At 43.1% G+C, this 26400-nt stretch carries 27 protein-coding genes and 1 pseudogene; 16 read left to right on the top strand and 12 right to left on the bottom strand.

What is annotated here, in order from left to right; all coding sequences use genetic code 11:
* Positions 1-133 precede the first annotated feature (133 nt).
* The 3 genes from TI10_RS07890 to rsmD all read right to left on the bottom strand — a co-directional run bounded on the left by TI10_RS07890 (position 134) and on the right by rsmD (position 1889).
* Entirely contained in the window at positions 134-760 is a 627-nt protein-coding gene (locus TI10_RS07890; protein WP_049582750.1) for a lysoplasmalogenase, read from the bottom strand.
* A gap of 254 nt (positions 761-1014) precedes the next feature.
* Complete coding sequence (locus tag TI10_RS07885) at positions 1015-1281, bottom strand: DUF1145 family protein (RefSeq protein ID WP_049582749.1); 267 nt, start codon at positions 1279-1281, stop codon at positions 1015-1017.
* 23 nt (positions 1282-1304) lie between these two features.
* A complete protein-coding gene (rsmD, locus tag TI10_RS07880) occupies positions 1305-1889 on the bottom strand; it encodes a 16S rRNA (guanine(966)-N(2))-methyltransferase (RefSeq protein WP_049582748.1) in 585 nt (194 codons plus the stop codon).
* A gap of 159 nt (positions 1890-2048) precedes the next feature.
* Between rsmD and ftsY the strand changes: the two genes are divergently transcribed.
* From ftsY to TI10_RS07855, 5 genes and pseudogenes are all read left to right on the top strand, one after another.
* Positions 2049-3473: a signal recognition particle-docking protein FtsY gene (gene ftsY / locus TI10_RS07875; RefSeq protein ID WP_049582747.1), complete on the top strand. Its 1425-nt coding sequence runs from the start codon at positions 2049-2051 to the stop codon at positions 3471-3473.
* Between the two features lie 6 nt (positions 3474-3479).
* Positions 3480-4145, top strand: coding sequence for a cell division ATP-binding protein FtsE (ftsE, locus tag TI10_RS07870; RefSeq protein ID WP_049582746.1), 666 nt, complete (start codon positions 3480-3482; stop codon positions 4143-4145).
* Entirely contained in the window at positions 4138-5112 is a 975-nt protein-coding gene (gene ftsX, locus TI10_RS07865) for a permease-like cell division protein FtsX (protein WP_049582745.1), read from the top strand. The genes ftsE and ftsX overlap by 8 nt, the downstream gene beginning before the upstream one ends.
* A gap of 281 nt (positions 5113-5393) precedes the next feature.
* Positions 5394-6248, top strand: a complete 855-nt coding sequence (gene rpoH, locus TI10_RS07860; protein WP_049582744.1) for an RNA polymerase sigma factor RpoH — start codon at positions 5394-5396, stop codon at positions 6246-6248.
* 104 nt (positions 6249-6352) lie between these two features.
* Positions 6353-6568 (top strand): annotated as a pseudogene (locus tag TI10_RS07855) (hypothetical protein); the annotation flags it as partial.
* A gap of 99 nt (positions 6569-6667) precedes the next feature.
* Here TI10_RS07855 and TI10_RS07850 read toward each other — a convergent pair.
* Entirely contained in the window at positions 6668-7051 is a 384-nt protein-coding gene (locus TI10_RS07850) for a DUF2599 domain-containing protein (protein ID WP_049582742.1), read from the bottom strand.
* A gap of 194 nt (positions 7052-7245) precedes the next feature.
* Between TI10_RS07850 and TI10_RS07845 the strand changes: the two genes are divergently transcribed.
* A complete protein-coding gene (locus TI10_RS07845; RefSeq protein ID WP_049582741.1) occupies positions 7246-8385 on the top strand; it encodes a glycerate kinase in 1140 nt (379 codons plus the stop codon).
* On the opposite strand, the gene panM is transcribed toward TI10_RS07845, so the two are convergent.
* Positions 8373-8771 carry an aspartate 1-decarboxylase autocleavage activator PanM gene (gene panM / locus TI10_RS07840; RefSeq protein ID WP_049582740.1) on the bottom strand — a complete coding sequence of 133 codons (399 nt, stop codon included), beginning with the start codon at positions 8769-8771 and terminating at the stop codon, positions 8373-8375. The genes TI10_RS07845 and panM overlap by 13 nt on opposite strands.
* Before the next feature lie 387 nt (positions 8772-9158).
* Here panM and TI10_RS07835 point away from each other — a divergent pair, with 387 nt between their 5' ends.
* The 7 genes from TI10_RS07835 to TI10_RS07805 all read left to right on the top strand — a co-directional run bounded on the left by TI10_RS07835 (position 9159) and on the right by TI10_RS07805 (position 16617).
* Complete coding sequence (locus TI10_RS07835; RefSeq protein WP_049582739.1) at positions 9159-10271, top strand: branched-chain amino acid ABC transporter substrate-binding protein; 1113 nt, start codon at positions 9159-9161, stop codon at positions 10269-10271.
* Between the two features lie 61 nt (positions 10272-10332).
* The gene (gene livH, locus TI10_RS07830) at positions 10333-11259 is read left to right on the top strand and encodes a high-affinity branched-chain amino acid ABC transporter permease LivH (RefSeq protein WP_049582738.1); all 927 of its coding nucleotides are present in this window, start codon (positions 10333-10335) and stop codon (positions 11257-11259) included.
* Entirely contained in the window at positions 11256-12533 is a 1278-nt protein-coding gene (locus tag TI10_RS07825; RefSeq protein WP_049582737.1) for a high-affinity branched-chain amino acid ABC transporter permease LivM, read from the top strand. The genes livH and TI10_RS07825 overlap by 4 nt, the downstream gene beginning before the upstream one ends.
* Positions 12530-13303 carry a high-affinity branched-chain amino acid ABC transporter ATP-binding protein LivG gene (livG, locus tag TI10_RS07820; RefSeq protein WP_049582736.1) on the top strand — a complete coding sequence of 258 codons (774 nt, stop codon included), beginning with the start codon at positions 12530-12532 and terminating at the stop codon, positions 13301-13303. The genes TI10_RS07825 and livG overlap by 4 nt, the downstream gene beginning before the upstream one ends.
* 2 nt (positions 13304-13305) lie before the next feature.
* Positions 13306-14007, top strand: a complete 702-nt coding sequence (livF, locus tag TI10_RS07815; protein ID WP_049582735.1) for a high-affinity branched-chain amino acid ABC transporter ATP-binding protein LivF — start codon at positions 13306-13308, stop codon at positions 14005-14007.
* A 919-nt stretch (positions 14008-14926) separates the two neighbouring features.
* Positions 14927-15328: a hypothetical protein gene (locus TI10_RS07810; RefSeq protein WP_049582734.1), complete on the top strand. Its 402-nt coding sequence runs from the start codon at positions 14927-14929 to the stop codon at positions 15326-15328.
* Between the two features lie 29 nt (positions 15329-15357).
* Positions 15358-16617 carry an insecticidal delta-endotoxin Cry8Ea1 family protein gene (locus tag TI10_RS07805; protein ID WP_049582733.1) on the top strand — a complete coding sequence of 420 codons (1260 nt, stop codon included), beginning with the start codon at positions 15358-15360 and terminating at the stop codon, positions 16615-16617.
* A gap of 282 nt (positions 16618-16899) precedes the next feature.
* On the opposite strand, the gene TI10_RS07800 is transcribed toward TI10_RS07805, so the two are convergent.
* Complete coding sequence (locus TI10_RS07800) at positions 16900-17679, bottom strand: AraC family transcriptional regulator (protein ID WP_049582732.1); 780 nt, start codon at positions 17677-17679, stop codon at positions 16900-16902.
* A gap of 103 nt (positions 17680-17782) precedes the next feature.
* Here TI10_RS07800 and TI10_RS07795 point away from each other — a divergent pair, with 103 nt between their 5' ends.
* Entirely contained in the window at positions 17783-18946 is a 1164-nt protein-coding gene (locus TI10_RS07795; protein WP_049582731.1) for an MFS transporter, read from the top strand.
* A gap of 191 nt (positions 18947-19137) precedes the next feature.
* Here the strand turns inward: TI10_RS07795 and fis are convergent, their stop codons facing one another.
* From fis to TI10_RS07770, 5 genes are all read right to left on the bottom strand, one after another.
* Positions 19138-19434, bottom strand: coding sequence for a DNA-binding transcriptional regulator Fis (gene fis, locus TI10_RS07790; RefSeq protein ID WP_010847912.1), 297 nt, complete (start codon positions 19432-19434; stop codon positions 19138-19140).
* A 25-nt stretch (positions 19435-19459) separates the two neighbouring features.
* Positions 19460-20425 (bottom strand): tRNA dihydrouridine synthase DusB, encoded by a 966-nt coding sequence (gene dusB, locus TI10_RS07785; RefSeq protein ID WP_074524945.1) that lies wholly within the window; start codon positions 20423-20425, stop codon positions 19460-19462.
* Positions 20426-20708: 283 nt separating this feature from the next.
* Complete coding sequence (prmA, locus tag TI10_RS07780; protein WP_049582730.1) at positions 20709-21599, bottom strand: 50S ribosomal protein L11 methyltransferase; 891 nt, start codon at positions 21597-21599, stop codon at positions 20709-20711.
* 42 nt (positions 21600-21641) lie between these two features.
* Positions 21642-23087: a sodium/pantothenate symporter gene (gene panF / locus TI10_RS07775; RefSeq protein ID WP_049582729.1), complete on the bottom strand. Its 1446-nt coding sequence runs from the start codon at positions 23085-23087 to the stop codon at positions 21642-21644.
* On the bottom strand, positions 23077-23319 hold the full coding sequence (locus tag TI10_RS07770; RefSeq protein WP_049582728.1) for a YhdT family protein: 243 nt from the start codon (positions 23317-23319) through the stop codon (positions 23077-23079). Before TI10_RS07770 ends, panF begins: the two co-directional genes overlap by 11 nt.
* A 474-nt stretch (positions 23320-23793) precedes the next feature.
* Between TI10_RS07770 and lhgO the strand changes: the two genes are divergently transcribed.
* Positions 23794-24840, top strand: a complete 1047-nt coding sequence (lhgO, locus tag TI10_RS07765; RefSeq protein ID WP_244161540.1) for an L-2-hydroxyglutarate oxidase — start codon at positions 23794-23796, stop codon at positions 24838-24840.
* Positions 24822-24980, top strand: coding sequence for a hypothetical protein (locus TI10_RS25870; protein ID WP_244161539.1), 159 nt, complete (start codon positions 24822-24824; stop codon positions 24978-24980). The genes lhgO and TI10_RS25870 overlap by 19 nt, the downstream gene beginning before the upstream one ends.
* Positions 24981-25047: 67 nt before the next feature.
* Here TI10_RS25870 and accC read toward each other — a convergent pair whose 3' ends face one another.
* Entirely contained in the window at positions 25048-26397 is a 1350-nt protein-coding gene (gene accC, locus TI10_RS07760) for an acetyl-CoA carboxylase biotin carboxylase subunit (protein WP_049582727.1), read from the bottom strand.
* Positions 26398-26400 lie beyond the last annotated feature (3 nt).

Below are 26400 nucleotides of genomic sequence, written 5' to 3'. Positions count from 1 at the left end.
GTTAACTCAAAGATAATGGCTAATGGTTAAACTCTACACTTTGGAGCCCACTCCAGAGTCAATAAAAAGAGAAAATAAAGTTGGCAAATCGTGCGACTGAATGCTGATATCTATTTTCAACTTGATCTTTTTATTAAAGATAAATAGAACGAATAATCAGAAAATGGCCGATAAAATAACAGGTTGCCACAATCGCCTTAGAAGATTTGAGTTGGAGGCGGTAATGGTTGATCAGCCAGAAACTATGTGACAGTAGCAACAAGATACTGCCTGCTAATAGGGAGAAACCATAATCTGTATTAAGGGCGAAGTATTGTTCACCTGCCATCCACACCATGATCAGGAGCATAACGACCGAGGCAACGACCGGCCAACGCATTTTTTCCAGTTTATTCCAAATAACCAGCAGAATAATGGAACCCAGAACCAGTAAAATTAATGGCAACGGGAAGAAGAAACTGAAATTCATCTGTAATACAAAGCTTATCGTGTAGAGCAGATAACAGAGGAATAATGTGCCTAGAGAGAGTAGTGAATACTTACTGGGGAGCATACGCAGAGCATCTGATATTAAAGCAGTAAATAACCCAAGACAGATTAAATAGCCTGAAATATGCAGCTCAGGCGCTTGCCATGCCCACAATAATAACAATAGCAAAGTAATCGGCCTGAATAGCCATCTTTGCCAGTTTGGACCACGGTAAGCTGCGTCAACATACAACCAACCAGAAAGAAATACTGCAATAAATGGCCAGCTCATATTTGTTCCTTAATAAGTGATGGGTAAGGGATCTATACCCAATGGATTTCAAGATGCATCGCGACGGCAAGGGAGCGAATCCCCGGGAGCATAGAGAACTATGTGACCGGGGTGAGTGAGTGCAGCCAACAAAGAGGCAACTTGAAAGATAACGGGTATACTCTATTTACTAGCAAAATATAGACTTAAATAATAGAGATTAGTTTAAGTATCTGTGCGGAAATAGGCAGTGAATGAAGAAATGATTTATCTGTTCAGCTCTCTTTCCGTTGTTTTTTCTGCATTGACAGTAGTTCAAAGACACCAAAAAAGAAGATCTTGGTTTGCATCAGGCCAGAGAGTTTTTGATCTTTGGGCTGACTGGCTTTCAGAAGCAGCATTTGAAATGCATGCATCACCACCATGAAAATCATGGCGACGTCCATAAAATACTTCAATGGTTTGGGAAATGGGTGGATCAGGTTAAAGATCAGAAATCCCCAAACGCAAATCATTAACAGTTTGCCCAATTGAATAAACATCAGTGTGTACTCCAAAGTAATCATTATGCAGGTAAGTAACGAATATAGAGCCGGTATGCGACTTGTCCGGCTACTTTTTCACGATGAAGTTGCCAGTTAACAGGCACATCAATCGCCGTTGATTCAGATTCAGCTTCAACATAAATCCAGCTTTCATCTGCCAGCCAATTTTGTTCTTCCAACAATTTTATGGTTTCGCTGAGCATACCTTTACGAAAAGGAGGATCAAGGAAAACGACATCGTAGGGTTTTCCTGATTGAGATAAATAGGTTAATGCACTGTCGTTAATGACTTCGGCATTTTGGGCATTGAGCAGATCCAAATTCGCGGAAAGCTGTTTGGCTATATTACGTTCATATTCAATCAGGGTAACCTGCGATGCATAACGAGAAAGCGCCTCTAATCCAAGCGCTCCGCTGCCTGCATAGCAATCCAGACAGTGTGCTTCCTGAATAACCGGGGCTAGCCAGTTAAATAGCGTCTCTCTGACGCGATCTGTCGTTGGACGTAATCCGGGGCTATTCGGTACAGGTAATTTCCGGCCTCGCCATTTTCCGCCAATAATGCGGATTTGTCCCATTGATTGCTGTTGTGATTTCTTTGCCATAAATTTGCGTAACAGTTGTTAAGACTTACAGGCATTAATTTACCATGAAATTTATGATTGATATGTGTTGAGCTATTACGAAAATGTTAGACTGATTCTAATTTCGTTATTATTCCTTGTTGTAACGCCATGATTTAACCTTGAGGAGTGCAGTGGCTAATGGCAAAAGAGAAAAAAAGAGGCTTTTTCTCCTGGTTCGGGCGTGGCCGTCAGGAAGAGCAGCAAAAAGAAGAACAATTGGCCGCAGAGCGGGCAGAACAGCAACGTGTTGCAGAGGAAGCCGCAAGGTTGGCGGCAGAGCAGGCAGAACAACAACGTGTTGCAGAGGAAGCCGCAAGGTTGGCGGAGCAGCAGGCAGAACAGCAACGTGTTGCAGAGGAAGCCGCAAGGTTGGCGGCAGAGCAGGCAGAACAACAACGTGTTGCAGAGGAGGCCGCAAGGTCGGCGGCGGAGCAGGCGGAACAACAGCGTGTTGCAGAGGAAGCCGCAAGATTGGCGGCGGAGCAGGCGGAACAACAGCGTGTTGCAGAAGAAGCCGCAAGATTGGCGGCGAAGCAGGCAGAACAACAACGTGTTGCAGAGGAAGCTGCAAGGTTGGCGGCAGAGCAGGCACAAACTGAACAGCCAAAGCCAGTTATATTAAAAGAGCAAGAGCGTCCGACTAAAGAGGGCTTTTTCTCTCGTTTGAAACGCAGTTTGGTTAAAACTCGTCAGAATCTAGGGTCCGGTTTTCTCAGCCTATTCAGTGGTAAAAAGATCGATGATGACCTGTTTGATGAATTGGAAGAGCAGTTATTGATTGCTGATGTTGGTGTCGAGACTACCCGTAAAATCATTAGCAGTTTGACAGAGCATGCCAGCCGTAAAGAGCTAAAAGATGCAGAAGCCTTGTATGCCAAACTGAAAGAAGAGATGTCTGGGATTCTGACTAAAGTGGATACGCCTCTGGATATTGAAGGAAAGACACCGTACGTCATTCTGATGGTTGGTGTTAATGGTGTGGGAAAAACCACCACGATTGGTAAATTGGCCCGTCAATTCCAGGCACAAGGTAAATCTGTCATGCTGGCAGCCGGAGATACTTTCCGGGCAGCCGCTGTTGAACAGTTACAGGTGTGGGGGGAACGTAACCATATTCCGGTGGTAGCGCAACATACTGGCGCTGATCCCGCTTCCGTGATCTTCGACGCTATTCAGTCAGCTAAAGCTAAAGGTGTAGATGTATTGATTGCAGATACCGCTGGTCGTTTGCAAAATAAATCTCATTTGATGGAAGAATTGAAGAAGATTGTCCGGGTGATGAAAAAACTGGACGAAGATGCTCCACATGAAATTATGCTGACATTGGATGCGAGCACCGGTCAGAATGCGATAAGTCAGGCTAAACTGTTCCATGAAGCTGTTGGATTGACAGGTATCTCATTGACAAAATTGGATGGTACTGCCAAAGGCGGGGTAATTTTCGCCATTGCTGATCAGTTTGAAATTCCTATCCGTTATATTGGGGTTGGTGAAGGCATTGAAGATCTACGGCCATTTAAGGCAGACGACTTTATAGAGGCGCTTTTTGCCCGAGAGGATTAATTACCTATGATTCGCTTTGAACAGGTCAGTAAAGCTTATCTGGGGGGACGGCAAGCCCTGCAAGGGGTGGATTTTCATTTGCGCCCTGCGGAAATGGCATTTCTAATCGGTCACTCAGGAGCAGGTAAAAGTACCTTGCTGAAACTCATCTGTGGCATTGAGCGGCCTAGCGCCGGACATATTTGGTTTGCCGGTCATGATATCAGTCGGTTAAAGAGTCGTGAGGTACCTTTTCTACGTCGTCAGATTGGTATGATTTTCCAGGATCATCATCTGCTGCTGGATCGGACGGTGTACGATAATGTGGCAATGCCGCTGATTATTTCAGGAGCCAGTTTTGAAGATATCCGTCGTCGGACTTCTGCTGCTCTGGATAAGGTTGGTCTGCTGGACAAAGCGAAAAATTTCCCAATTCAGCTTTCGGGTGGTGAACAACAACGTGTTGGCATTGCTCGCGCGGTTGTGAATAAGCCGACTGTTTTGTTGGCGGATGAACCTACCGGTAATCTGGATGGCGAGTTGTCTGAGGGTATTTTACGACTGTTTGAAGAATTTAATCGGGTAGGGGTGACAGTGCTGATGGCGACCCATGATATGGCACTGATTGAAAGGCGGAAATATCGTATTCTGACTCTGAGCCAGGGCCGTATGGCGGGAGAGCATCATGGTTAAAAATGCGCGTAAGGCAGCGGGGAAAGTAACAAGATCGAAAAGTAAGGTTTTACAAGGAGGATGGCGTGAGCAGTGGCGTTATGCTTGGATGAATACGTTGACAGATATGTCACGTCAGCCGCTGGCGACGTTGTTAACCGTGATGGTGATTGCGATCTCCCTGACATTACCAAGCGTCTGTTACATTGTGTGGAAGAATGTCAGCCAGGCTGCGGAAAAATGGTATCCCACTCCTCAACTGACGGTGTATCTCGATAAATCACTGGATGATAATAGTGCTCAGAAATTAATAAGTGAGCTGAAAGCACTGGATGGTGTGGACAATGTCAACTATCTCTCACGTCAGGAAGCAATGACAGAATTCCGCGCCTGGTCTGGTTTTGGTAGTGCGCTGGATATGTTGGAAGAGAATCCGTTGCCTGCGGTGGCGATTATCACACCGAAAATCGATTTTCAGAGTTCACAGACGCTAACCACACTGCGTGATAGAGTTTCTCAGGTTAAAGGTATTGAAGACGTTCGGATGGATGATAGCTGGTTTGCCCGTCTGGCGGCGCTGACCGGTCTTGTTGGTCAGATTGCGACAGTGATCGGTATTCTGATGATCGTTGCGCTGTTTTTGGTCATCGGTAATAGTGTGCGTCTCAGTATTTTCAGTCATCGTGATACGATTAACGTGATGAAGCTTATTGGCGCAACGGATGGCTTTATTTTGCGTCCGTTCCTCAATGGTGGTGCTTTGTTAGGAGCTTTGGGGGCAATTTTATCGTTAATCTTATCCGCACTGTTGGTGTGGAAGCTTTCTGATGTTGTCACACAGGTTGCCAGTGTGTTTGGCACGACATTTAATTTACATGGGCTTTCATGGGATGAATCCCTGCTGCTAGTTTTGCTCTCCGCGATGATTGGTTGGGTCGCTGCCTGGTTGGCGACAACTCAGCATTTGCGCCATTTTACGCCAGAATAGAACGATGAATCCGGCGGACCCATTTTGTGAAATGGAATTAATATTTGTCGGGGATAGTACAAATAAAGTTAGTTGCATAAATATAAAACTATCTGTTATTTTTTGTTCTGAGATCCCATTGTAGGGATGGCTGGTGCTGAAATTATTACTCTTCCACGGATCTGTAACTTGAATATGCACATTCTGGTGATAGACTGTACCGCTGTGTGTTGAACGTTGGTTCATATACATTGATAATCTAATCCATACTAACGATTTGAGCCTTATTTGAGAGGATTTGAATGGCCAAAGAAATGCAAACCTTAGCGTTAGTTCCTCAAGGAAGTCTAGAGGGCTATATCCGTGCCTCTAATGCCTATCCAATGCTGACAGCAGAGGAAGAGAAGGAACTGGCTGAAAGGCTGCATTACCAGGGAGATCTGGATGCAGCTAAGAAGCTGATTCTGTCTCATCTGCGCTTCGTTATTCATGTCGCTCGTAGCTATGCTGGTTATGGGCTGCCTCAGGCGGATTTAATTCAGGAAGGGAATATTGGCCTGATGAAAGCAGTACGTCGTTTTAACCCGGAAGTAGGGGTGCGTCTGGTTTCTTTTGCCGTTCACTGGATTAAAGCTGAAATCCATGAATATGTACTGCGTAACTGGCGTATTGTTAAAGTTGCAACAACTAAAGCGCAGCGTAAGCTGTTCTTTAACTTGCGTAAAACTAAACAGCGCTTGGGGTGGTTCAATCAGGACGAAGTAGAAATGGTCGCCAAAGAACTTGGTGTGACCAGTAAAGATGTGCGTGAGATGGAATCTCGTATGTCAGCGCAGGATATGGCGTTTGATATGTCTGCCGATGATGATCAGGAAGGTCAACCGGTTGCGCCAGTGCTGTATCTTCAGGACAAAGCTTCTGATTTTGCAGACGGCATTGAAGAGGACAATTGGGAAAACCATGCGGCTGATAAATTGTCGGTGGCGATAGAAAGCTTAGACGAGCGCAGTCAGGATATTATCCGTTGCCGCTGGTTAGATGATGATAATAAATCTACCCTGCAAGAGTTGGCGGATAAGTACGGTGTTTCTGCGGAGCGTGTACGTCAGCTTGAAAAAAATGCCATGAAAAAATTGCGTGTCGCAATTGAGGCATAAATAGAGTGATTTTGCGTTAATGTATTTAATATATTAAAAGGGCGATAATGGTTTATCGCCTTTTTTGTTTCATTTTTCACTGTTGTCACTCACTCAGTTAATTCTATGAAATATGTGTCTTGCAGGCGTTACGAAAACGCTTACGTTGTAAGGAAATCTGGGTGGTGGATGCTGACCGTTATCGTAACCCCGATGAAGATCTCCCGCTAGATTTCGATACAAACCGGATTTCCATCACACCACTCGACCTCCAACAAGAACCAATGAATCTGGCCCACTTGAAGCGCGAAATTACCGGACGTTGGCCGATGACCAGCTTGAAAAAGTCATCAGCGCTTTCATTGAACAGCATATGTTCTACTAAATTGGAAGCATCACTAAAAAAGCAAAGGAGCTGATTCAGCTCCTTTTTTACAATATTATTGTGGATTGCAGCCAGCTTTTTTCGTTGCGCGATATCCCACATGTTTACGGTAAGGATCGAGGTTCCATTTATCTTTGTTACGGGCAATATCTACGTGGCAATCGAACTGATTACGCATACCTTTCGTATTGTACCAGTGTGGGCTGTTCCCGAACTTACGCTTCAGTTCGTTGAATGCCTCATTGGTTTTACCGAAGTGAAGATTGCGACCACATTTGGTTGGCACAACCGCCAATGTCATCTTGCCAAAGCGCTTTATCCACTTGCCCGATTCAATATACGGCCCGTGGCGGCAGTTACTGTGCCCATTGTTAGCGCTCGCAGGGAAAACAGCCATGCCGAAGAATAACACCAACAATACAAACCCTATCCTTTTCATATCACCTCCTAAACTGCCCATAAATTGTGGCCAATGTGTTTACCCAGTTATGATTATGATACTGAAAAATATTTTTTTTTACTATGTGTACATTAAATGTTGCACATAAAACAATGTGAATCACTGTGGGTTTATTTTCAATGCTGGCTTTTTGCGACACCCTTTAAAGTCGAGGGTTTCCTTGCGGAGGATCTATGAAAATTGTTATTGCGCCTGATTCATTTAAAGAAAGCCTCAGCGCCTTACAAGTCGCTGAAGCGATAGAACAAGGATTTCGTGAAATCTATCCACAAGCTGAATACATTAAATTGCCGATGGCAGATGGAGGGGAAGGTACAGTTGAATCGATGGCGGCAGCCACCGGTGGAAAGATTGTACGTCTGTCAGTCACCGATCCATTAAATCAGCCGGTAGATAGTTTTTTCGGTGTGCTAGGTGATGGAGAAACCGCGGTTATTGAAATGGCGGCGGCTTCTGGCTTACATCTGGTGCCGATGGAAAAGCGTAATCCGCTGATAACTACGACTTATGGTACCGGTGAGCTGATGTTGGCTGCTTTAGATCAAGGTGTCAGAAAGATAATTTTAGGTATTGGCGGTAGCGCGACTAATGATGGCGGTGCCGGTATGATGCAGGCGTTGGGGGTTTGTTTACTTGATTCTGATGGTAAAGAGTTGGAGTCTGGCGGGGCTGCGCTAAGTCGGCTTGCTAAAATTGATCTTTCCGGTTTAGACGCGCGTTTGAATCGAACCGAAATTATCGTCGCCTGTGATGTGACTAACCCGTTATGTGGTGAGTTTGGCGCGTCTGCTATTTTTGGACCACAGAAAGGAGCGACACCAGAGATGGTGAAAGAGTTAGATGCGGCTCTACGCCATTATGGTAAAAAAATTGAATTACTGACCGGCATTAAGGTCATTGACGTACCCGGTACCGGAGCAGCAGGGGGAATGGGTGTTCCTTTACTTGGTTGGTTAGCCGCTAAATTGCAACCGGGAATTGATATTGTTATCTCCACGCTGGAATTGGAAAAGGCAGTACAAGGCGCTGATCTGGTTATTACTGGTGAAGGACGGATGGACAGCCAGACTATTTACGGTAAAACGCCGATTGGTGTTGCCTGTATTGCTAAAAAACATGCTATTTCGACTATTGCGTTGGTTGGCAGTATAAGTCAGGACTATGACATCGTTCATCGGCACGGATTGGATGCCGTTTTCTCAATTATGCCCGGCGTTTGTTCTCTTTCTGACGCGTTTGCTTGCGGGCATGAGAATTTGAGGGTGACTGCCCGCAATGTGGCTGCGGTCTGGAAAATGGGTCAGCTAGAATAACAATTTGACTTGGTATCGTAGTAAAAACCACAGGCGCTCATGAAACCTTTTAATGCTGGTTCGTTAGCATCTGAGAACCCTTCAAGGCTTAATTTCCACTGGTTAACCGTGGGATGTTGAGCTTTTATTTCATTTATCAAATATAAACCCACTCCCCGGCGGCGTGTTATTTCACGGACAGATAAATCTTTAAGCAGGCCGGATTGATTATTAAGAGTCATTTTTACTGCGGCCAGTAATCTATCATTAAAACGAGCAGCAAATAGTTTATTTCCATTTTTTAACCAAGTTTGCCATTGCTCAGATGTCTGTTGAGGCCAGATTTTCTTTAGATCAATCATATCTTGTGTTGATAAAACAGTAAGTTGTTCGATAGTTAGCTTCATGGCTTTTCCATATCAGTTTAAATGAATAGATAAACAGTGTGTTGTGTAACCGTTTTTTTACGTTACCGGAAAAATGTTTTTAACATAGTCGATATTTCGAGCTAAAGATTGCTTTATTAATATTTAACCAGAATATCACACTATGTTTCGTCTAAAATCCAATCAATTTTTGCCGTATTTTATTCTGTAATTGATGCTTTTATCTACCTTGTTAATTTGATTTTAAGCATGAAATGCTATTTTAATAATATGAAAAATAAAGTCTTGTTAATAAAAATCACTTTATCTAACCATTAATTACAAAAAATCATGATTTCCCGTCAGATAATGGGGGATCTTAAAGGCAAACACAATAAATTAGACCAATCACAACAGGGGATAAATAAAATGAAAATCATAACAGGTAAAACACTATTTGCAGGCTGTATTGCCATGATGATGAGTCACTCACTGTGGGCACAAGAGATCAAAGTGGCGATTGTGGGGGCAATGTCTGGTCCAGTTGCTCAATATGGTGATATGGAATTTACTGGCGCCCGTCAGGCGATTGCAGATATTAATGCTAACGGTGGTATTAATGGCAATAAGCTGGTGGGCGTTGAATATGATGATGCCTGTGACCCGAAGCAGGCTGTAGCCGTCGCTAATAAAGTGATTAATGACAACATTCGCTATGTTATCGGCCACTTGTGCTCTTCGTCTACTCAACCGGCATCTGACATCTACGAAGATGAAGGTGTCATTATGATTACTCCGGCGGCAACCAATGCCGATTTGACGACTCGTGGCTACCAGATGATTCTGCGTACTACCGGGTTGGATTCTGATCAGGGACCAACGGCAGCGAAATATATTGTTGACAAGATTAAACCTCAGCGTATAGCGATTGTTCATGATAAACAGCAATACGGTGAAGGGTTGGCGCGATCTGTTCTCGATAAATTGAAAAAAGCGGGAGTCAATATTGTCTTGTTTGAAGGCGTCACTGCGGGCGATAAAGATTTTTCGGCTCTGGTTGCCCGCCTGAAAAAAGAAAATGTGGATTTTGTCTATTTTGGCGGCTACTACCCTGAAATGGGGCAAATTCTGCGTCAGGCTAAGCAGGCCGGTCTGAATATTCGCTTTATGGGACCAGAAGGTGTAGGTAACTCCTCGCTATCCAATATCGCCGGAGTCGCTTCTGAAGGCATGTTAGTCACTCTCCCTAAGCGTTACGATCAGGTACCGGTGAACAAAGCTATTGTTGAGGCGATCAAAGGTAAGAAAGGCGATTCGACAGGTCCGTTCGTCTGGACCACTTATGCTGCTCTGCAATCTCTGGCTACGGCAATGAACCGTACCGGTAGTATGGAACCGACTGATTTGGTGAAAGATCTGAAAGCGAATCCAGTGGATACCGTAATGGGAACACTGAGCTGGAATGCTGTTGGCGATCTAAAAGGATTCGAATTCGGTATTTTTGAATGGCATGCAGATGGTTCTTCTACTTCTGTGAAATAACGTCATCGGAACGGTCGTCAGCTCTTGTTTGTCAGGAGCTGCTATTCCAGAGGTACAACGTATGTCGGAGCAATTTCTCTATTTTTTACAACAGATGTTAAATGGAGTGACTCTGGGTAGTACTTATGCATTGATTGCCATTGGTTATACGATGGTTTACGGCATTATCGGGATGATTAACTTCGCTCATGGTGAAGTTTACATGATTGGTAGCTATGTCTCCTTTATTGTCATTGCGGCTCTAATGATGATGGGAATTGATTTGGGTTGGTTGCTGATTACTGCTGCTTTTTTAACATCGATTGTCATTGCCGCTGCTTATGGTTGGAGTATTGAGCGAGTGGCTTACAGGCCTGTTCGTCATTCTAAGCGACTGATTGCCCTGATTTCAGCGATTGGGATGTCTATTTTCTTGCAAAATTATGTCAGTCTGTCACAAAGTTCTCGCGATCTGGCATTGCCAAGCTTGATTACCGGACAGTGGGTGTTAGGCGAAAGTGATGGATTTTCTGCCAGTCTTAGCGCAATGCAACTGACCATCTGGATAGTGACATTTCTTGCCATGCTGATATTGACACTGTTTATTCGCTATTCCCGCATGGGACGTGCCTGTCGTGCTTGTGCGGAAGATCTGAAAATGGCCAGTTTGTTGGGGATCAATACTAACCGAGTGATTTCCTTAACCTTTGTTATCGGCGCAGTCATGGCCGCAGTAGCGGGTGTTTTGTTGGGGCAGTTCTACAGTGTGATAAATCCGTATATCGGTTTTATGGCAGGAATGAAAGCTTTCACCGCAGCAGTATTGGGAGGAATTGGCAGTATTCCGGGGGCGATGATTGGCGGCTTGATTTTGGGAATTTCTGAAGCCCTGACTTCCGCTTATTTGAGCACCGAATATAAAGATGCCGTTTCCTTTGCTCTGCTCATTGTTGTGCTGTTGTTTATGCCGACTGGGATTTTAGGCCGTCCAGAGGTAGAAAAGATATGAAACATGCCAATTGGGTGAATGCTGTTATCGCCTCAGTCGTCTTATTTGTGTTGTCTGCCTTTATGATGGGGATGCAGTTGTCGCTGGACGGTACGAAGTTGGTTGTCCACCGTGCTGATGAAGTGCGATGGTTATGGATTGGCATTGGCTGTTCGGTTGTTTTTTTGTTCCAACTATTGCGTCCGGTTGTTCAGAAAACAATCAATAAAGTGCCGATTAAAAGCTGGTCGTTGCCGGATTTCAATGGTTCAATCAAAGGACAAAAGTTACTGGCAATATTGGTCATTATTGCTGCAATTGTCTGGCCGTTTATTGTTTCTCGTGGTAGTGTTGATATTGCTACGCTGACGTTAATTTATGTCATGCTGGGGTTAGGTTTGAATGTAGTGGTTGGTTTGTCGGGGCTGTTAGTACTTGGGTATGCAGGTTTTTATGCTATCGGTGCTTATACCTACGCTTTGCTAACTCACTATTACGGATTAGGATTTTGGCAGAGTTTGCCGCTGGCGGGGTTAACGGCTGCTTTATCAGGACTGTTGTTAGGCTTTCCGGTATTGCGATTGCGAGGTGACTATCTGGCAATTGTTACGCTGGGTTTTGGTGAAATTGTTCGCATTCTACTGTTGAATAATACTGAAATAACAGGTGGCCCGAATGGTGTCAGCCAGATCCCGAAACCGACTTTCTTCGGGTTAGAATTTAACCGCGGTGTGAAAGAGGGAGGTTGGGATACGTTCCACAACTTCTTTGGTTTGAAATACGATCCAAGTGATCGGGTCATTTTCCTCTATCTGGTGGTGTTACTGTTGGTAATGCTGACAGTATTTATTATTAATCGACTACTACGTATGCCATTAGGTCGCGCATGGGAAGCGCTGCGTGAAGATGAGATTGCTTGTCGCTCTCTTGGTTTAAGTCCAACCCGAATTAAACTGGCTGCGTTTACTATCAGCGCTGCATTTGCCGGTTTTGCTGGTACTTTATTTGCTGCCCGGCAGGGTTTCGTCAGTCCAGAGTCCTTCACTTTTGCTGAATCTGCTTTTGTGCTGGCGATTGTGGTACTCGGAGGGATGGGTTCACAGACTGCGGTGATTCTAGCGGCCGTTTTGTTGGTGGTTTCCCGTGAGATGATGCGTGATCTGAATGCTTACAGTATGTTGCTGCTAGGGGCAATGATGGTATTGATGATGGTTTGGCGTCCGCAAGGGTTGCTACCGACAAAACGCCGTCATGTTAAATTGGAACGACAGGTACAGGGAGGAAAGCCAGCATGAGTGCGACACCATTATTGCAAGTTTCCGATCTGACCATGCGCTTCGGTGGTTTACTGGCGGTTAACAACGTTGCCCTGAGGCTCAATCAAGGTGAAATTGTTTCTCTTATTGGTCCTAATGGTGCAGGGAAAACGACGATCTTTAATTGCCTGACAGGATTTTACTGTCCGACTCGCGGTACTATAAAGCTGCGGGAAAAGCATCTGGAAGGGTTATCTGGGCAGGCTATCGCTCGTATGGGCGTTATCAGAACATTCCAGCATGTGCGGTTGTTCCGAGAGATGACGGTGATTGAAAATCTATTAGTGGCGCAGCATCAGCATTTGAAAAGGGGCCTTTTTACCGGCCTTTTTAAGACGCCGGCATTCCGCCGGGCAGAATCTAATGCGGTAGATTGCGCCATAACTTGGTTAGAGCGGATTGGTTTATTACCACTGGCGAACAGACAGGCAGGTAATCTGGCATACGGTCAGCAACGGCGTTTGGAGATTGCTCGCTGTATGGCAGCTCGTCCGGAAATTTTGATGCTGGATGAGCCTGCTGCGGGGTTGAATCCGAAAGAGACAGCAGAGCTTAATGCTTTCATTGTTGAATTGAGGGAATATCATCAAGTTTCTGTATTGTTAATTGAGCATGATATGAAATTGGTGATGGGAATTTCAGATCGTATCTATGTTGTTAATCAGGGGATGTCTTTGGCGCAAGGGAGGCCAGAAGAGATTCGTAACAACCCGGATGTTATCCGGGCATATCTGGGCGAGGTGTATTAATTATGTTGGAATTTAAGCGGGTATCCGCCCATTATGGGGAAGTTCAGGTATTACATCAGGTTAGCCTGAATATTCAGCAGGGAGAAATCGTCACTCTGATAGGTGCAAACGGTGCAGGAAAAACAACGTTGCTCAGTACCTTATGTAGTGAACCTAGGGCAACCGAAGGTTCCATTATTTTTCGGGGCAAAGATATCACCCAATGGTCGACAGCACGTATTATGCGTGAGGATATTGCTATTGTTCCTGAAGGGCGCAGAGTGTTTGCTCGTATAACAGTGGAAGAGAATTTGGCGATGGGAGGTTTTTTTGCTGATAAAACTCAGTATCAGCAGCGTATTGAACGGGTTTATGATTTATTTCCGCGCTTACAGGAAAGGCGTAATCAGCGGGCTGGAACGATGTCCGGTGGTGAGCAGCAAATGTTGGCGATTGGCCGCGCTTTAATGAGTCAGCCGCAGTTATTGTTGCTGGATGAGCCTTCATTGGGACTGGCGCCGATAGTTATCATTCAGATTTTCGATACTATTCAACAGTTGAGAGAAGAGGGGATGACAATCTTTTTGGTTGAACAGAATGCAAATCAGGCGTTGAAACTGGCTGACCGAGGATATGTACTGGAAAACGGTAAGATCGTACTGGAAGATAGTGGGTCTGCATTATTGGTTAATGAAGCTGTGAGGAATGCGTACTTGGGAGGATAGAGACGTATTCTTTTTCACAAGAAGGGAATTTAAATGGTTGATTATCCTCGTAGTACTGGGAAGGTTGTTTTTCCCAAGGTGAGGACGCCATTAATAATGCTTTAAGTTTGTATTATTTGGAATCGGGGCAACGAGTGTGGTTTTACATGCTTTGAAATCTGCCCTCATTTTTTCTGTATTTTTTCATCATATTTTAAAGATCAATTAATTGTATTAAGAATATTTAAGTAGCTAAAATCTACAGTCAAAATTATTTTGCTATTATTAAGTTAATTTTATTTCATCAGAAAGGGAATGTTTTTGAGAATATTAATTCGTTATCTTATAAAAGATATAATCAATTGGTAATTAAAATATTATTGATTAGGATGTAATAAAAATATATTGTCAGGATAATAGACTGTTTTATTGATTATCATTTTAACGTTGTGAGTGAATTTGTGAATTATTATAGTCACTACATAAAGATAAAATTAGAAAATAAAAAATAGAATTATATAGTACTATAGTAACCAATATTATTAATTTCAGGTAAATAACGTAATGTCAATAATTTAAATTTTAATATTTTTATATATATTTTTTATATTTAATATAATTTCACAAACTCTTAAATAATAGTGAATTCATTGAGTCAGGACGTTGACACGAACTATATTTCTGCTATAGTTTTTATATTATTGTGATTTTTTTAGATATGTCTCATTAATGACTTACTTATAATATGGATATATTAGTGTTCTGGTGATTTATTGTGGTATATAAAGTCCACGTAATATATTGGGGAATTAAATTTCAAAGTTAATAGTGGTTCTATGATAGTTAAAGAGTATCTTTAATTAAATGTAATACTGTTTTTTGAAAATATTTATATGTAAGTTGAGTATATTTTATTTAAATTTTAATGAGGAAAATAAATATGTCTAGAATAACCATTGTTGTTGATTCAGATACACAAAAAGCAGAAGTTTATTCTAATTCTCCTGTGCCGGTACATAGAGATTTAAATGCAGTTGGTCCTTTGAGTGATGTGACTATATCACCTCATGCTAGTGTGGAAGTATTTAGAATAGACACCCCAATAATTCCAGAATCCAGAAGCTCTCTGAGAGTTGTAAATACAGGGTTAGCAAATAGTGTTACGGCTAAATTTTACTGGTCTCATAGTTTTACCTCTGAATGGTTTGAAGCTGGATCTATAGATGTAGGATTAGGAGAAGATAAGGTATTAAACGTGCCTAGCAGCTCTTTTTATTATAGTAAATTTGTTATCTATAATAACACGGATAGAGTGGCTTATGTTACGGCAAATTTGGTTTAAACATCTTATTTTAATTTAAGGGTTTCATTATGCATACAGAAAATGTTTTAGACATCAGAACCATTGTGGCTAATGAATATGTGGTAAAAACGAGTGCATTAGAGTGGGATGTTACGGATATTGTAAAAAATGCAATCATAGGGGGTATCTCTTTTATACCTTCGGTTGGTCCTGCGATATCTTTTTTGGTCGGTTTATTCTGGCCTCAATCGAAAGAAAATATATGGGAAGGAATTGTCAAACAAATTGAGAGGATGATAGAGGAGTCTGCGTTAAAGACGATTAAAGGTATCCTTGCGGGTGATATTGCCTATATACAAGAGCGCATGGCAACCGTTGCTGATCTTCTTGATAAGCATCCAGGATCTGACGAAGCGAGGAGCGCCTTTAATAACCTGGCAGAAAATATAGATGGTTATCACAAAAAATTTAATAATTTTTCGGATGATGTTAACTATCAAATATTACCCATGTTTTCTACTACGGTTATGATGCAGATAACCTATTGGGTTGCTGGTTTAGAGAGAAGAGCTGAAATTGGGCTTAGTGATATTGATATTGAAAAAGTCCGAGGATTAATCAAAAAGACGGTAGAACAAGCTAATAGTTATATTAATAGTATCTATGATAGAGAGCTTAATGATGCTCTTAATAACTCGACGGCGGACACTGTTGCAAATAATGTTATGTCTGTTCATGGTCACTGTCGTTTACATGGGATTGAATATATCAGTATTTGGGATAGATTAAGTGAATCTGAGTCTGTAAATAATAGAATCTATGTTGATGTTTTAAGTTATTCTACTTTCTTTGATCGTCAAACAGCAAAAGCCAGAATTCAGGCATTGACTCCAGAGCAAGATATGGCTCCGCCTCTCAAACCAGCTCTTAATGGAGGGAAGAGAAGAAAGATAGATTCTTTAATGGGACATATTGTACGTATTGGAGGAGCTCCGAGAGTAGGAGGGCTGACAGTTGTATTTGATGACGGCAGTAGCCATCGATTAGGTACAATATCTGGTGAGACGGCATCTATTTCTCTGAATGGTAGTCGAATTACCAGTTTGGAAGTATGGGGCAATGGTGCTGTTGATAGAGCCGTCTTTACTTTGAGTGATGGTCGGTTTTTGTTATTTGGCGATCCTGGAACATCTCGATATAGGAAATTTTATGTTGGTGATAGTCACTATATTTCAGGGATATATTTGTCCAGTGATTACAACCCATTAGCAGGTCAGGCAGCAAATATTGCTGTATCTTATCAGTTGATAAATGATGATGAAAAATAGTCGCTTTTAACAAGTATATTTTATGTATATATACCTAATAGATTTCGAGTTGCAGTGCGGCGGCAAGTGAACGAATCCCCAGGAGCATAGATAACTATGTGACTGGGGTGAGTGAAAGCAGCCAACAAAGCAGCAGCTTGAAAGATGAAGAGTATAGAATGTTATTAGCTTTTATTTAATTATCTTCTTTATTTGATGCATTTGCCGGCGTCTATGTTCATATAGTGAATAGTTTTTTGGATGAATAGTTCTTTTGATGTCGGCAATTTTTTGTATATTACCTCAATAATTATACTTCTTATAAGCAGACATATATTCCCTTGGTGATCGACCGGTCATTTTCTTAAAAAAGATGGTGAAAGCGCTATCACTGGAAAACTCTAATTCATTAGCGACAGATGACAAATTCCCCTGTTTTGTCAGTAATTCTATAGATTTGATTAAACGCCATTGTTGTCGCCATTGTTGATAACTGAGTCCTGTTTCCCGGCGAAATATCCGACTAATCGTTTTCTCGCTGGCTCCGATATTCATTGCTAATATTTTGAGTGGTGGCGGCAGTGTGGTCATCGGGATGCTGGCTAAACGACGGTCGAAAGGGAGCGGTAATAATGTCGGTTCTCTTTTTGCCAGATGGATTTCGTCAAGACAGACAGCTAATAGGTTAGCCGCAGGTCTATGTAACCAATCTGTATTGAAAGGTGACAATGCTATTCGTTCTAATACTTCACGTAATAGAGGTGTAACTTCCAACACCTCAACGTTTTCTGCTAAGCACCCGATCTGATTTATATTTAGATAAATCGAGCGATACCCGACGGATTCTTTTATCTCTGCTCTATGAATAGTACGTGGTGGAATCCAGGCAACTCGAGTGGGTGGAAGTATGCATAAGTGATCTTCCAAGGTGATATTGATACATCCTTGTTGGGTAAATAATAATTGCCCCATTTCATGTTGATGAAATCCTGAGTCATGCTGACCTAGTTCAGCAGCAATCCCCACTACCGGTACTCCAAGGTTATCAGGATCAAAACTATCATCACGGGAAAGCCATGCCATATTTATGTCCGATTTAATAAATAAATTGTCTTTATTATTATAATGCGACAATTAAGAGCATGCTAATTTACGTTTTATTGTTTAATTGATTAAGAAAAATACAATGCAACGTAAACTTGGACTTATGCTGGCGACAGCGCTGATGATGTTTCCACAAATTGTAGAAACCATCTATAGCCCGGCATTAACCAATATCGCAAAAGAATTCAAAGTAAGCGCCGGACAGGCAGCTCAAACTTTATCTTTATATTTTTTCGCTTTTGCTATCGGAGTGGTTGTTTGGGGGCGTCTATGTGATCTCATAGGCAGACGGCCAACTATATTGAGTGGATTGTTACTCTATAGTGGCGCTTCGTTAATGGCATTACTAAGCTGTCAGTTTGAGTTGTTACTGGCTGCCAGAATGTTATCTGCATTTGGGGCCGCAGTGGGTTCGATAGGAACGCAAACAATGCTGAGAGACTCTTATCAGGGAAGTGAATTAGCTCGGGTATTTTCTATTATGGGAGTCGCCTTGGCTGTCAGCCCGGCAGTTGGCATGATAAGTGGTTCTATTTTGGTGTACTCCTGGGGGTATAAAGGCGTCTTTTCCGGCTTGTCTTTACTTGCGGTATTACTATCGGGTTGGTCTGCTATTTGTCTGCCTGAAACCCGCCCAGCGTCAATGTTAACAATACCGCTAATAGGTACTTTAATGATGATGCTTAAGGATGTAGCAATTTGGCGCAATGCGCTGTTAATAGCCCTCTTTAACCTATGTTTGTTCAGTTATTACCAATTAGCTCCATTTAATTTTGAGCGGTTAGGATTCTCTCCTGAGATGTTTGGTTACACGGGATTATTTTTGGCATTGGGAGTAGGCATTGGCGCTTGGTTGAATAAACTCTTGCTAAGCAGACAGTGGAATTCATCAAATTTAGTGTTGCTTGCTTCTGTTATTGTCCTGATTGGCGGTGGGTTAATCATGGTTTTGGAAGATACCGGGTTGTTTATTCTGCCTATGATTTTGATTGTTGTGGCCTACGGAATTGCAATTCCTAACATCCTGGCTTCTGCCTTGACTGATTATACGGATAGATTGGGAACGGCAGGAGCATTATTGGGCTTGCTATATTATTTGATGTTAGGCGGAGGTTTGGCGCTAGCAGGTTGGAACCAACATCTTGGCGTTGTCTTGATATGTTGTGGTTGTTTTATCTTATTATTGGCTGTAACCAATTACTTCATATTCATGAGAGCTGAAAATAACCTCTCAGTTATGGAATAACCTGACATTGGGAGAATTTGGAATTATGGTAAATCAATCAAGGTAAAAGAGAGATTTAATGCAGATAATGTGGATTTTTGGGAACGAAATAGCGTAGACGTTGCCATGTCAGGTTCGTAGATATTTTTGGTTCGGCAAAAAAGGCACTTTACCAAGAGGTACAGCGCCTTTTTTAATGAACTAATGATTAATTAGTTCATGCCATATTTTTTCAATTTCTTACGCAGTGTGCCACGGTTGATGCCCATCATCAGGGCAGCACGTGTTTGGTTGCCACGGGTGTATTGCATCACCATGTCCAACAATGGCTGTTCTACTTCAGCCAATACCAGCTCATACAGATCATTAACATCTTGACCGTTTAATTGAGCAAAATAGTTCTTCAGTGCTTGTTTAACTGAATCACGTAAAGGTTTTTGAGTTACCTGATCTTGTGAATTTACAGTAGCAACGGTTAGTACGTCAGAATTTACGCGTTGTTCGAACATAGTTCTGTCAGCTCTTTTCTTTATATTACGCAAAATTTTCGAAATATGCCCCCAACACCTCCAGCTGTTCGCTGGCATCCTCTATGGTGTTGAATGTGCGCCGGAACTGGTCATCAGGAGCATGTTCCCGGAGATACCAGGATACATGCTTACGTGCGATACGGGCTCCCTTGCCTGGACCGTAAAAGTCGTGCAATTCCCGTATGTGCTCGTTCATTAAATGCCGCACTTCGCCAATCGGCATCGGTGACAGCAATTCCCCTGTTGCCAGATAGTGCTGGATTTCCCGGAAGATCCAGGGTCTTCCCTGAGCAGCGCGGCCTATCATCAGGGCATCAGCCCCGGTGTATTCAAGCACTGCTCTGGCCTTAAGCGGGTCAGTAATGTCGCCATTGGCAATAACCGGAATGGCAACAGTCTGCTTAACTGTCCGAATATTGTCGTACTCTGCCTCTCCGTTAAATAAGCAGGCACGAGTCCTGCCGTGGATCGTCAGAGCTTGAATACCACAATGCTCGGCCAATTGGGCAATCTTTACACAGTTTCGTTCTTCTGGCGACCATCCAGTGCGGATTTTCAGCGTAACAGGAACATCTACTGCGTTTACAACGGTAGAAAGAATTTTTTCCACCAATTCTGGGTAACGTAGTAAAGCCGAACCTGCTAGCTTACGATTCACTTTCTTGGCTGGACACCCCATGTTGATATCAATGATCTGAGCACCATTAGCGACGTTGATCTTCGCTGCTGCTGCCATTTCATCGGGATCACTGCCAGCAATTTGCACGGAACGAATTCCCGGTTCGTCACTGTGAACCATACGTAGCCGGGATTTGTCTGTCCTCCAGACCTGTGGGTTGGAAGATAGCATTTCCGATACTGTCATACCCGCACCCATTTTGTAACATAGCGACCGAAACGGGCGGTCAGTTATGCCAGCCATTGGGGCCGCAATAAGACAGTTTTTCAGCTGGTATTGTCCGATACGCATAGACGAAGAAAGAGTGGCCATACTGTGACTGCAAGGGCGCGTATATTACGCATTTTTCGCAAAATATGAAAGGCCAAACTTTGAGCAAATCGTCATTTGTTACAACTTTTTTCCAGCTTTTCTTCTGTGGTAAATATAATTATTCATAAATAACATAGTGTTATATGTTATTGGTAAAGTTTGTCACTTAGGATTTTTCTATCAGCAAGTTTGCTGATAGCACGGATTACGATCAATAAGCGATCAAAATTTACTCTTGTGATTATAACAAAATAAAATAATTCTAATTTGTTGTTATTTTTACCCCAGATATCCGACACCATTCTTCCTTCTCTGCGACAGGATCGATGACGAATTTATCAGTATAGGCCTGAATAACACTTTCTGCCTGATTTGTTAAAATACCCGATAGACCTAACAGGCCGCCCGGTTTTGGTAATGCGCCAATTACAGGAGCGAGTTCACGCAGAGGGCCTGCCAAAATATTAGCAATTACTACATCAGATTCAAGACCGTTTGGCGTATCTTTCGCCAAATATAGCGTTAAACGCTCCAGAACGCCGTTACGTTCTGCGTTGTCTCGGCTGGCTTGAATAGCTTGTGGGTCGATATCTATGCCAATAGCGTGCGTTGCACCGAGTTTTAGCGCGGCAATTGCCAGTATGCCGGAACCGCAACCAAAATCGATAACTGTTTTACCTTCTAGATTGAGACTGTCTAGCCATTGCAGGCATAACGATGTGGTTGGGTGAGTACCTGTACCAAAAGCCAGTCCAGGGTCCAGCATAACGTTGACAGCATCTGGATCAGGGACGTCGCGCCAGCTTGGACAAATCCACAAGCGGTTACCAAAACGCATTGGGTGGAAGTTATCCATCCATTCACGCTCCCAGTCTTTGTCTTCCAACTGCTCAATCTTATGAATAAATCCTTCACCCAACTCAGGAACTTGTTCGAGCTGGTTGATAACGGCTTTCATATCCGTTTCCGCATCATAAAGCCCGATGACATCTGTATCTCCCCATAAACGAGTCTCGCCTGGTAGGGGCTCGAATACCGGGTTATCGTGGCTATCTTGAAAGGTGACTGATACTGCTCCATTTTCCATTAGAGTATCTCCAAGGGATTCAGCGAGCTGTCCTGTAGTATTTAATCGAAGTTGTATCCAAGGCATAAAAAATTCTCCTTATTAAAATATAGATTAAAAGTGACCAACTTAGTGTGGTCTGACTGCTTTTGGCGGTAATCGCTGACCGATGGTATTGCCTATCCAGAAAGCCAGCAGGCTAAGTAGCAATGATGGCACGATTGGATGGAAGCCCAATAGATGGATATTGAAACTAGCGAGTAGAGTGTAGCTTGTTGCCCCTGTAATCATCGAACTGATAGCGCCATAGGCATTGGCTTTTTCCCAATATAGGCCCAGTACTAATGGCCAGAGGAATACGGCCTGTAAGCCACCGAAGGCCAGTAGATTCAGCCAGATAATCATCTCGGGTGGGCGCCAGGCGGCTAAAAGTAGCAACAAACCAAGAATCAGGGTAGAAAAACTGGAAATTCGGGCGAGTCTTTTTTCCTGTACGATTTGTTGTGGAAACAAGTTTAGGTAAAGATCTTTGACGATAGTTGCAGAAGATTGCAGCAGTTGCGCATTAATTGTGGACATAATGGCGGCCATTGGCGCGGCTAAAAAAATTCCAGCAGCCAATGGCGGCAATACCGTGATCATCAATGTTGGGATCACCTGATCGGGAATGGTCAGATCAGGAATAATCGCTCGACCAAGCGCTCCCGCTAAGTGCATACCAAACATCAGGATTGTCATGACGATGGTGCCGATAATGATCCCACGGTGAACAGCTTTGCTATCGCGGTAGGAGATGCAACGAACGGCGGTATGAGGTAATCCAATTACCCCAAAACAGACCAGTATCCAGAACGATGCCATGAAAGGTCCGCTGAGGATATGGTCTGCGCCTTGTGGGGAAACCAGCTCAGGATTAATTGTTCGTAATGTGGCGACCGCTTCTGACAGACCCCCCGCCTTATAGATAATCGCTATCAGCAGTAGAACAGTGCCTAGCAACATTACCAGCCCTTGCAGGGCATCATTGAGGACACTCGCTCTGAACCCCCCAAATGCGGTATAGAGAGCGATAGAGATACCGAAAATCATTAATCCAGTGCTATAAGGGATACCCGCAGCAGTTTCCAGCAGGCGTGCGCCGCCAATAAACTGAACGGTCATCGCGCCAACAAAAGCGACTAAAAGACTTAGGCTGGCAAACCAGACCAGAAAGCGACTGCCATAACGGGCATACAACATGTCATTAAGAGTAACGGCATTATAGCGGCGGGCGAGAATGGCGAATTTTTTACCTAGCACACCCAGAGAAAGCCATATTGCCGGCAATTGAATCAGCGACAGTAATACCCATCCCAGACCATATTTATAGGCTGCTCCTGGCCCGCCGATGAATGAGCTGGCGCTGATATAGGTGGCAGTAATGGTCATTGCCAATACAAAGCCGCCCATTGACCGGTTGCCAAGGAAATACTCAGTCAGGAACGAGCCTTTCTGGCGGCGTCGATAAGCGTAGACTGACAGCAGAAATACCAGTGCAAGATAACCAAGCAGAGGTAAGATAACTTCACTTTGCATTCTCATCCTCCAGCGGGACTTCTTTGAAAATAAACTTCACCATTAACCAGCAGAGGATGATGAATACAATTGGTAGTAACAAACATGCCATTTCAAACCAGCGAGGTAAGCCAGTGACACCGGGAGTATCATTGGGTAAATAGGCTGTCAATAGCCAGCCAATAAGGTAAGCAAGCGTTAACAATACAGCCCAAAGTGCTTCTTTATGGGATTGAACAAATCGTCTGTCCATTCGTTCTTCCGGTAATTAGATAAATTAGGATGGGAAGGGAAGGATTGTACGGCAAGATGCGAATTTATTCAGGAAAAATGTGATACGAAGTAAGTCATTTGAGTTTTGCTTAAAAACTTTTCTACATGAATAGATTATCTCGTATTCTTGTAGCATAACTCATATAAGGAAATGCATTTTTATCATATTTTTCCTATAAGATGATGGGTAATGTTATAGACAAATTTAGGTTGTTTATTTATTGGTGACTAATACTGTGAAAAGCAATATGCAATACAATGAAATTAAATTATTGCTGATAATAATTTATCTGATATTGGTTATCATAATTTGCTATTGAGGGAAAAATCGAAAATATCGGAAAAACATTTTTATCAAGAGTGACATTAGTATAGGTGTAGTTTTACTCATTGAAAAAAATCTAGAAAAATAGGCTGAACGGTAGCTGAATCAATAATAGGGAATAAATAAGGTATGTATGATTATATTATTGTCGGTATTGGTATTGTTGGGCTTGGTGTTGCTAATGCATTGCAGGAAGTTCGGCCTGGCATCAAGATATTGATGTTGGATAAAGAGAACATGCCAGCCAGCCATCAAAGCGGTCACAATAGCAATGTAGTACATTCAGGCATTTATTATAAACCTGGCAGCTTGAAGGCCCGCTTGGCGACGCGCGGTAATAAAACCATGTTCTCTTTTTGTCGCCAGCATGGTTTGTATCATGATCGTTGTGGCAAAGTCATTGTTGCTACACAACCAAAAGAATTACCATTACTGGAAAATCTCTATCAGCGTGGATTGCAAAATGGTCTGGAAGTTAGCCGTCTAAACCGTTTGCAACTCAATGAGCGTGAGCCGCATGTCAACGGATTGGAGGCGTTACTTGTTCCCGATGCTGGTATTGTGAACTATAAAGAGGTGGCTGATAAACTGGCAGAAATTATCCAGCAGCGTGGCGCTACCTTGATTTATGGTCAAATGGTTACTGCCATTAGAGAGAATAGTGACAGAGTAGAAGTTGTTACGCCACAGAATAGTTATCAGGCAAAATGGTTGATAAATTGCGCCGGATTGCATAGCGATCGTATTGCTCGTTTGTCTGGCTATGATATTGGTATGAAGATTATTCCCTTCCGTGGTGAATATTATGTGTTGAATAGTGAAAAGAATTACTTGGTCAACCATTTGATCTATCCAGTACCTAATCCAGATTTTCCTTTCCTTGGTGTACATTTTACCCGTATGTATAACGGTAAACGTGATATTGGCCCGAATGCTGTATTGGCATTTAAGCGTGAAGGCTATAAAAAAACCGATATTAATCTGGCAGATCTGAGTGAAATATTGGGCTACCGTGGTTTTTGGAAAATTGCACGTACCTATTTTGGCGAAGGAGTGGCGGAGGTGTGTCGTTCATTATGTAAAAAACAGTTTGTCGCTAATGCTCGTTGTCTGATACCTGAACTTAATGCTGAGGATATTGTTTCTGGCCCGCAGGTGTGCGTGCTCAAGCACTGACTGCCGATGGCAAGTTGGTTGATGATTTTCATATCGTGACGGGTATGCGCTCACTACACGTTTGTAATGCGCCTTCACCAGCAGCGACTGCTTCAATTGAAATAGGTCGTGAAATTGTTCAGCAATATTTGTCTGTGTGAATGTAAAATAGATGAAAAGGAGCGTTTGAACGCTCCTTAAAAACATGCTGATGTTATTAAACCGGTTTTAAGTTTCCTGTAATCCCAGTTTTTTCTCCAGATAGTGGATATTAGTGCCACCATTCTGAAAGTTTTCATCATTCATAATCGCCTGTTGAAGCTCGATATTTGTCTTGATGCCATCAATGATCAATTCTGCCAATGCGTTTTTCATACGGGCAATGGCATTGTCACGATTTTCACCGTAAGTAATCAGCTTACCAATCATTGAATCATAGTAAGGCGGGACGGTGTAGCCAGCATAAATATGCGATTCCCAACGTACGCCGAATCCACCTGGTGAGTGGAAGCGAGTAATTTTACCTGGGCTTGGCAGGAACGTGTTCGGATCTTCGGCGTTGATACGACACTCAATAGCGTGACCACGAACAACAACATCTTTCTGCTTAATTGAAAGTGGCATACCAGCGGCGATCCGCAACTGTTCTTTAATCAGGTCAACACCGGTAATCATTTCTGTAACTGGATGTTCGACTTGAATACGGGTGTTCATCTCAATGAAATAGAATTCGCCGTTTTCATACAGGAATTCGAAAGTACCGGCGCCACGATAGCCAATTTCGATACAGGCGTTAGCACAGCGTTCACCAATACTGCGACGCATTTCTGGCGTGATACCTGGCGCAGGGGCCTCTTCGACAACTTTCTGGTGACGGCGTTGCATGGAGCAATCACGTTCAGCCAGATAAATTGCTTGACCTTGACCGTCAGCCAATACCTGGATTTCAATATGACGTGGGTTTTCAAGGAATTTTTCCATATAAACCATATCGTTATTGAAAGCCGCTTTTGCTTCCGCACGGGTCATATTGATTGATTGTTCCAGATCTTTATCACTGCGAACGACGCGCATACCGCGACCGCCGCCGCCGCCGGATGCTTTGATAATGACAGGATAGCCGATGCGTTTAGCGAAGGCTTTGTTTTTCTCTGTGTCATCAGACAATGGGCCATCAGAGCCAGGTACGCAAGGAACGCCTGCTTTTTTCATCGCATTGATAGCAGAAACTTTATCACCCATCAGGCGGATCGTTTCTGCTTTTGGACCGATAAAAATAAAGCCGGAACGCTCAACCTGTTCAGCAAAATCTGCATTTTCAGACAGAAAACCATAGCCAGGGTGAATGGCTACTGCGCCGGTGATTTCTGCCGCAGAAATAATCGCCGGAATATTCAGATAGCTTTTTGCAGAAGCTGCCGGGCCTATACAGATAGTTTCGTCTGCCAGCAGTACATGTTTTAAGTCACGATCCGCAGAGGAATGTACCGCAACGGTTTTGATCCCCAATTCTTTACAAGCTCGCAGGATACGCAGGGCAATTTCACCACGGTTAGCAATTACAATTTTATCAAGCATGGG

The sequence above is a fragment of the Photorhabdus luminescens subsp. luminescens genome (assembly GCF_001083805.1).
GTDB lineage: Bacteria > Pseudomonadota > Gammaproteobacteria > Enterobacterales > Enterobacteriaceae > Photorhabdus > Photorhabdus luminescens.
Note: the sequence above shows the minus strand (reverse complement) of the source record. Positions and strands in the feature narration are given on the sequence as shown.

Excerpts from the sequence above, each read along its gene's own strand:
- panF (WP_049582729.1), bottom strand. The coding sequence starts at position 23,087 with ATGCAAAGTGAAGTTATCTTACCTCTGCTTGGTTATCTTGCACTGGTA.
- TI10_RS07890 (WP_049582750.1), bottom strand. The coding sequence starts at position 760 with ATGAGCTGGCCATTTATTGCAGTATTTCTTTCTGGTTGGTTGTATGTT.
- TI10_RS07835 (WP_049582739.1), top strand. The coding sequence starts at position 9,159 with ATGAAAATCATAACAGGTAAAACACTATTTGCAGGCTGTATTGCCATG.
- TI10_RS07805 (WP_049582733.1), top strand. The coding sequence starts at position 15,358 with ATGCATACAGAAAATGTTTTAGACATCAGAACCATTGTGGCTAATGAA.
- TI10_RS07810 (WP_049582734.1), top strand. The coding sequence starts at position 14,927 with ATGTCTAGAATAACCATTGTTGTTGATTCAGATACACAAAAAGCAGAA.
- rsmD (WP_049582748.1), bottom strand. The coding sequence starts at position 1,889 with ATGGCAAAGAAATCACAACAGCAATCAATGGGACAAATCCGCATTATT.
- lhgO (WP_244161540.1), top strand. The coding sequence starts at position 23,794 with ATGTATGATTATATTATTGTCGGTATTGGTATTGTTGGGCTTGGTGTT.
- rpoH (WP_049582744.1), top strand. The coding sequence starts at position 5,394 with ATGGCCAAAGAAATGCAAACCTTAGCGTTAGTTCCTCAAGGAAGTCTA.
- TI10_RS07795 (WP_049582731.1), top strand. The coding sequence starts at position 17,783 with ATGCAACGTAAACTTGGACTTATGCTGGCGACAGCGCTGATGATGTTT.
- TI10_RS07825 (WP_049582737.1), top strand. The coding sequence starts at position 11,256 with ATGAAACATGCCAATTGGGTGAATGCTGTTATCGCCTCAGTCGTCTTA.
- TI10_RS07845 (WP_049582741.1), top strand. The coding sequence starts at position 7,246 with ATGAAAATTGTTATTGCGCCTGATTCATTTAAAGAAAGCCTCAGCGCC.
- ftsE (WP_049582746.1), top strand. The coding sequence starts at position 3,480 with ATGATTCGCTTTGAACAGGTCAGTAAAGCTTATCTGGGGGGACGGCAA.
- TI10_RS07885 (WP_049582749.1), bottom strand. The coding sequence starts at position 1,281 with ATGTTTATTCAATTGGGCAAACTGTTAATGATTTGCGTTTGGGGATTT.
- ftsY (WP_049582747.1), top strand. The coding sequence starts at position 2,049 with ATGGCAAAAGAGAAAAAAAGAGGCTTTTTCTCCTGGTTCGGGCGTGGC.
- TI10_RS07770 (WP_049582728.1), bottom strand. The coding sequence starts at position 23,319 with ATGGACAGACGATTTGTTCAATCCCATAAAGAAGCACTTTGGGCTGTA.
- livH (WP_049582738.1), top strand. The coding sequence starts at position 10,333 with ATGTCGGAGCAATTTCTCTATTTTTTACAACAGATGTTAAATGGAGTG.
- dusB (WP_074524945.1), bottom strand. The coding sequence starts at position 20,425 with ATGCGTATCGGACAATACCAGCTGAAAAACTGTCTTATTGCGGCCCCA.
- TI10_RS07800 (WP_049582732.1), bottom strand. The coding sequence starts at position 17,679 with ATGGCATGGCTTTCCCGTGATGATAGTTTTGATCCTGATAACCTTGGA.
- accC (WP_049582727.1), bottom strand. The coding sequence starts at position 26,397 with ATGCTTGATAAAATTGTAATTGCTAACCGTGGTGAAATTGCCCTGCGT.
- panM (WP_049582740.1), bottom strand. The coding sequence starts at position 8,771 with ATGAAGCTAACTATCGAACAACTTACTGTTTTATCAACACAAGATATG.
- TI10_RS07850 (WP_049582742.1), bottom strand. The coding sequence starts at position 7,051 with ATGAAAAGGATAGGGTTTGTATTGTTGGTGTTATTCTTCGGCATGGCT.
- ftsX (WP_049582745.1), top strand. The coding sequence starts at position 4,138 with ATGGTTAAAAATGCGCGTAAGGCAGCGGGGAAAGTAACAAGATCGAAA.
- fis (WP_010847912.1), bottom strand. The coding sequence starts at position 19,434 with ATGTTCGAACAACGCGTAAATTCTGACGTACTAACCGTTGCTACTGTA.
- livG (WP_049582736.1), top strand. The coding sequence starts at position 12,530 with ATGAGTGCGACACCATTATTGCAAGTTTCCGATCTGACCATGCGCTTC.
- prmA (WP_049582730.1), bottom strand. The coding sequence starts at position 21,599 with ATGCCTTGGATACAACTTCGATTAAATACTACAGGACAGCTCGCTGAA.
- livF (WP_049582735.1), top strand. The coding sequence starts at position 13,306 with ATGTTGGAATTTAAGCGGGTATCCGCCCATTATGGGGAAGTTCAGGTA.